A 5,707-nucleotide genomic window follows, 5' to 3' on the forward strand; every position below is an offset into this window, starting at 1 on the left:
CTCTTGCTGTAAACATAAGTCACGCTTTGCGGACTGTTGATAAAGAAGCCAGTTGCATTATCGGGCCGAGTCTTTAAAGTATAGCCAGAAACAGTCTCGGCACCAGTCGTATAGCCATCGCCAATCCGGCCTTGGATTACGCGATCAGGGGCAACAGTGTTGCCATCTTCATCTTGATAATGAACTGTAACTGCAGGCGATATGGCTGCAGGGCTGTTGACAATTGAACCAGCAGTGTTAGAAGCATTGGAGCCATTAGAACCGGAGTTATTTGAACCAGAGCCGTTAGATTCGGACTCGTTGGAACTATCAGAGCTAGAGCTATCGGAACCATTGGAACTGTCAGAACCGTTAGAGCTGTTAGAGCCATTAGAGCCGTCGGAACCGTTTGAAGTGTTCGAGCTATTTGAACCATTGGAGCTGTTCGAGCTATTTGAACCGTTAGAACTATCAGAACTATCAGAACTGTCGGAGCTATTAGAACCATCGGAACTGTCAGAACCATTAGAGCTATCAGAGCCATCGGAACTGTCAGAGCTGTCAGAACCATTAGAACTATCAGAGCCATCGGAACTGTCAGAACTATCAGAGCTATCGGAACTATCAGAACCATTAGAGCTATCGGAACTGTCGGAACTGTCAGAACCATTAGAGCTATTCGAACTATCAGAGCCATCGGAACTGTCAGAACCATTTGAGCTGTTAGAGCCGTCGGAACCATCCGAAGTGTCAGAAGTGTTATCAGTTTTACTCTTAGAGTAGACCAAGGTAATATCTTGCGGATCAGAAATAAATGCTGTTACATCAGAATTCTTGTTTTCTTTGAACTTGTAGCCAGCAAATTCTTTACTGGTGTCAACAGTTACCGAATCTGAAATATTGCCAAAGAGTTTTTCATCAGGAATCTGTTTACCATCTTGATCAACTAGCTGCTTGCCTTCTTCGTCTTGGCGATGAACAGTTACGATGCCACCAGTATATCTGACGTAAGTGTCATGGTCTCTATCACCTTGGTACTTAGTCATGAAATCGGCTGAAGACCACTGATTAGTACCCTTGGTCAAAGAACCATTGTCTTCACCCATGTTTACCCAAGTTCCTGGCAAATTGAGGGAATTGTTGGGTCTACCATTTCTTGTAGTGAATTTAAACCCTTTACCTAAAATTAATTTGGACAAACTGGGAGTATAATCTTCGCTTATTACAAACATTCCCATCGTTGTAGCGTCATCTGCAACAGTAAAACTGGATAGATCTATGCTAGTTAAGCTAGGGTCGCTAGCAAACATTGTATTGAAACTAGTCACATTGGTAGTATCAAAACTAGATAGATCTAAAGAAACTATTTTTGTACAACCGAAAAACATTTTCGTCATGTCTGTGACTTGAGAAGTATTTAAGTTTTTTAACCCTTTAATAGATACTAAATTGCTTAATTTACAAAAGAGACGCTGAGCAGAGCCCATAATTGCGATAGGGGTATTAATATCAATTTCTGTGATATCGTCAGCAGTTATATCGCTAATATTTTGGCTAATGCTAATATCTTTATTATCTGAATTATTTATTGTATAGGTTTTACCTTTTTCACCAAGTGATAAGACGCCATTATTAAAGGTATAAGGAACACCTTCCCAAGTGTTATCAGTTTTACTCTTAGAGTAGACCAAGGTAATATCTTGCGGGTCGGAGGTAAATGATTTTACATCAGAATTTTTGTTTTCTTTGAAGGTGTAACCGGTAATTTCCTTGCTGGTATCAACAGTTACTGGATCTGAAATATTGCCAAAGAGCTTTTCATCAGGAATTTCTTTACCATCTTGATCAACTAGCTGCTTGCCTTCTTCGTCTTGGCGATGAACAGTAACGATGCCACCAGTATATCTAACATAAGTGTCATGGTCTCTATCACCTTGGTAATTGGTCATGAAATCAGCTGAAGACCATTGATTAGTACCCTTGGTCAGAGAGCCATCGCTTTCACCCATGTTTACCCAAGTACCTGATAAATTGAGAGAATTGTTGGGTTTACCACTACTGTCTAAATTAAATTTAAAATCCTTACCTAGATCTATCTGAGTTAAATTAGGGCATAGTAAAAACAGTCCCATCATTTCAGCATTATCACTAATTTTAAAACTAGATAAATTAACACTGGTTAAACTAGAATCGTTAACAAACATAGTATTAAATGATGTCACTTTAGAAGTTTCAAAACTTGATAAGTCTAAATTGGTAAGTTTAGAGCAACTCATAAACATTTGTTCCATACTTGTCACTTCGGAAGTGTTTAAATTTTTCAGACCACTAATATTAGACAAATTTTTGAGTCTAGCAAAAAGTTGTGCTGCTGAACCGGTAATAGTAATTGGAGCATTGATATCAATTTCTGTAATATCAGTTACAGAAATATTACTGATATTATTGTTAAAACTAATATCCTTATTGTCTGAATTATTTATTGTATAGGTTTTGCCTTTTTCACCTAGCGATAAGACACCATTATTAAAGGTAAAAGGAACGCCTTCCCAAGTATTATCAGTTTTACTCTTAGAATAGACTAGAGTGATAGTTTGTGGATCAGAGATAAAAGCTGTGATAGTAGGATTTTGATTTTCCTTGAAGGTATAACCAGCAAATTCTTTACTGGTGTCAACAGTTACTGAGTCTGAAATGTTGCCGAAAAGCTTTTCATCAGGAATTTCCTTACCATCTTGATCAACTAGCTGCTTGCCATCTTCATCTTGGCGGTGAACAGTAACGGTGCCACCAGTATATCTAACATAAGTATCATGGTCTCTATCACCTTGGTACTTAGTCATGAAATCGGCTGAAGACCACTGATTAGTACCCTTGGTCAGAGAACCATCGCCTTCCCCCATGTTTACCCAAGTTCCTGGCTGTTGAAGTGAATTGTTGGGTCTACCATTTCTTGTAGTGAATTTAAAACCTTTACCTAAAATTAATTTGGACAAACTGGGAGTATCATCATCGCTTATTACAAACATTCCCATAGTTGTAGCGCCATCTCTAACAGTAAAACTAGATAGATCTACGCTAGTTAGGCTGGGGTCAAAGGCAAACATTGTACTAAAATTGGTTACATTAGTAGTATTGAAACTGGATAAATCTAAAGAAGTCATTTTTGTACAGTCCATAAACATTTGTAGCATACTCGTTACTTTAGAAGTATCTAGTTTATCTAAACCATTTATTGATGTAAGGTTCAAGAGGTGGTAGAAAAGTGTTTCAGCTGATCCAATGATGGCAATGGGAGCATTAATATCGATCTCTGTAATGTCGGTTCCAGAAACATTGTCAATGTTGCTACCAATGCTAATATCTTTATTGTCTGAATTATTTATGGTATAGGTTTTGCCTTTTTCACCAATTGATAATACGCCATTATTAAACGTGACAGGTATATCTTCCCAAGTGCTTGAGATGGTATTGCTACTATCACGAGTGGCTTTAGCATGGTCAAATTGTGCAGAGCCTGCTTCTTGCTTGTCAGTTTTTGCATCGTCTGTGGTGCTTGGATCGCTGGTATTGCCTGTGATTGCATCTTGAATACTGCCACTTGCTGTATTGCTATTAGCAACAGCTTGCCCCTGTCCAGTTTCTGGAGTGCTGCTTGAAGTGCCTGCATTATTCTCGCTGCCAGCAGTTTGATTGTCGCTCTTTTGGTCAGTGGGGTCATCATCAGAAGCTGCTTCACCTTCAGCTTCAATTTGGTAGTTCAATTTAGTCTTGACTGCTCTGCTCGGAGTCTTCTTAGTGGCCCGAGTGCCATTCTGATTAGCTGCCTTGACCGTCTGGGGCTTAGCATTAATTAAGCCTAAAGCAGCTGCGGCCACGCCGCCGAGCAATATTTTTTCTCCTTGCTTGTTAGCATTCTTATGTGTATTCATATAATTCCTCTTCTAAACTGCATATTAATATAGGTTTAGTATATGGCTGAGCCTATTAAAAGTCAAACTAAGCTAGGCTAGACTAAAAACGCCCTATATTGATAATGATATGACCCCCAAATTTAGGACAAATTTGGGGGTTATTTTTATGTCTAAATTATCTAAACAAGATAAAGTTGAAATCTATCATCTTTGGCATGATTATCAAATCGGTTCTACTGAGTTAAGTCAGCGTTATCGGGTTGGCAGGACTAATATTAGTTACTTGTTAGCTTTAATTGGCCGTCACGGTCTAGCTATTTTAGATCAGCCTTTCACTGCTTATACAAGTAATTTTAAGGAGCAGGCCCTTAGGCGAATCATAGTTGAACATGAGCCTGCCCGTCGAGTATCTATTGACTTGGGCTTAAAAAGTAATGGCATGTTGTACAACTGGCTGCGCGAATACCGTAAAAATGGGTATAATATCGTTAACAAGCAGAGAGGACGACAGCCCCATGACCAAAAGAGAACAGCTGATCAAACAGGAAAATCAGCGACTCAAGCAAGAGAACGAACGCTTACGCCAGCAGAACTTGAAGCTGAAAATCGAGAACGAATTCGTAAAAAAATTGAGCGCCTTAGTCGACCAGCGGACCAAGAACCGCAAGCCGCGGAAATAGCCCAGGCAGTTACCCAACTAAGGCGCGAGCTTAAAGTCAGCGTAACTTTTATTCTTGATGCCATTAATGCCAATCCCAATCTGCCCCATCTATCCCGCAGTAATTACTACTACAGTTTAAAGAAGAAGGACAAAGAGCGAGATAATCAAGAAATAATGGCTAAAATCAAAGCTATTTATGAGGAACACAAGCACCGCTATGGCTATCGCCGCATTACTGCAGAACTAAGACGTCGCGGTTTATTAGTCAACCATAAAGAGGTGCAGCGCTTAATGAACAAGCTGAAATTGTTTGGCATAGTCAGTAAACGCTGGCACAAATACAGCAGCTATCGCGGCACTCAGGGTCCGATTAAGCCTGACCTAATTAAACGCAGCTTTAGTGCGGTTTACCCCAATCACAAATGGTATTCAGATGTGACTGAGATTAAGCTCAAGGGGCAAAAGACCTACTTATCACCGATCATTGATGGCTGCACCCAAGAGATTGTTTCCTATACCATTTTTCGCAGCCCTAATCTTAAGCAGACCATGGATATGTTAAAAAAGGCCTGGCACAAATATCCAGCCTTGAATGGCTTGATCTTCCATACCAATCAAGGCTGGCAATACCAAAATGGCCAGTTTCAAGCATGGCTGAAAAGCCATGGCATTAGCCAGTCAATGTCACGCAAGGGCAATTCGCTTGATGATGGGTTAATGGCAGGCTTCTTCGGGATACTCAAACGAGAAATGTTTTATGGTTTTGAAAAGCAATATAAGAATCTCACTGAACTGGAAGATGCGATTAGAGACTACATTGAGTATTACAATCAGAAAAGAATCAAAATCAAACTAAAAGGACTAACTCTGATTGAATATCGGAAGCTAGTCCTCAGTTAGCAGCTAATATAAAGTGTCCTAATTTTGGGGTTCACATCATGTAGGACGTTTTTTATTTGTCAGAATTTAATTAGTCTTTCTTACGCTCAAGCCAAGCAGCACCTAGAGCAGTGGCCAAGGCCAAACCACCTAGTGCCAGCATGGCTAAACTATTGTGCTTCTCGGTACCAGTTTGTGGCAAGGCATCAGTGCTGCTGTTCTGATTCAGCTTGCCTTTTTGTGGGTCAGAGCTAGCAGTCTTGTTTAATTTGCG

At 39.9% G+C, this 5,707-nt stretch carries 3 protein-coding genes; 1 reads left to right on the top strand and 2 read right to left on the bottom strand.

Translation table 11 applies throughout. The features are described from left to right. Positions 1–3,911 (bottom strand): MucBP domain-containing protein (locus LDM92_RS09585; RefSeq protein WP_223903048.1); only part of this gene is annotated, 3,911 nt, incomplete at its 3' end. Positions 3,912–4,059: 148 nt separating this feature from the next. Between LDM92_RS09585 and LDM92_RS09590 the strand changes: the two genes are divergently transcribed. Continuing rightward, entirely contained in the window at positions 4,060–5,454 is a 1,395-nt protein-coding gene (locus tag LDM92_RS09590; RefSeq protein WP_309294918.1) for an IS3 family transposase, read from the top strand. A gap of 70 nt (positions 5,455–5,524) precedes the next feature. On the opposite strand, the gene LDM92_RS09595 is transcribed toward LDM92_RS09590, so the two are convergent. Further along, positions 5,525–5,707, bottom strand: a 183-nt coding sequence (locus tag LDM92_RS09595) for an LPXTG cell wall anchor domain-containing protein (protein ID WP_223903049.1), incomplete at its 5' end; no start/stop codon positions are given.

Origin of the sequence: Lactobacillus laiwuensis, from assembly GCF_019972835.1 — a bacterium.
GTDB lineage: Bacteria > Bacillota > Bacilli > Lactobacillales > Lactobacillaceae > Lactobacillus > Lactobacillus laiwuensis.

What these genes read in the sequence shown, in the direction of transcription:
- LDM92_RS09590 (WP_309294918.1), top strand. Translation starts at nt 4,060, where the DNA reads ATGTCTAAATTATCTAAACAAGATAAAGTTGAAATCTATCATCTTTGG.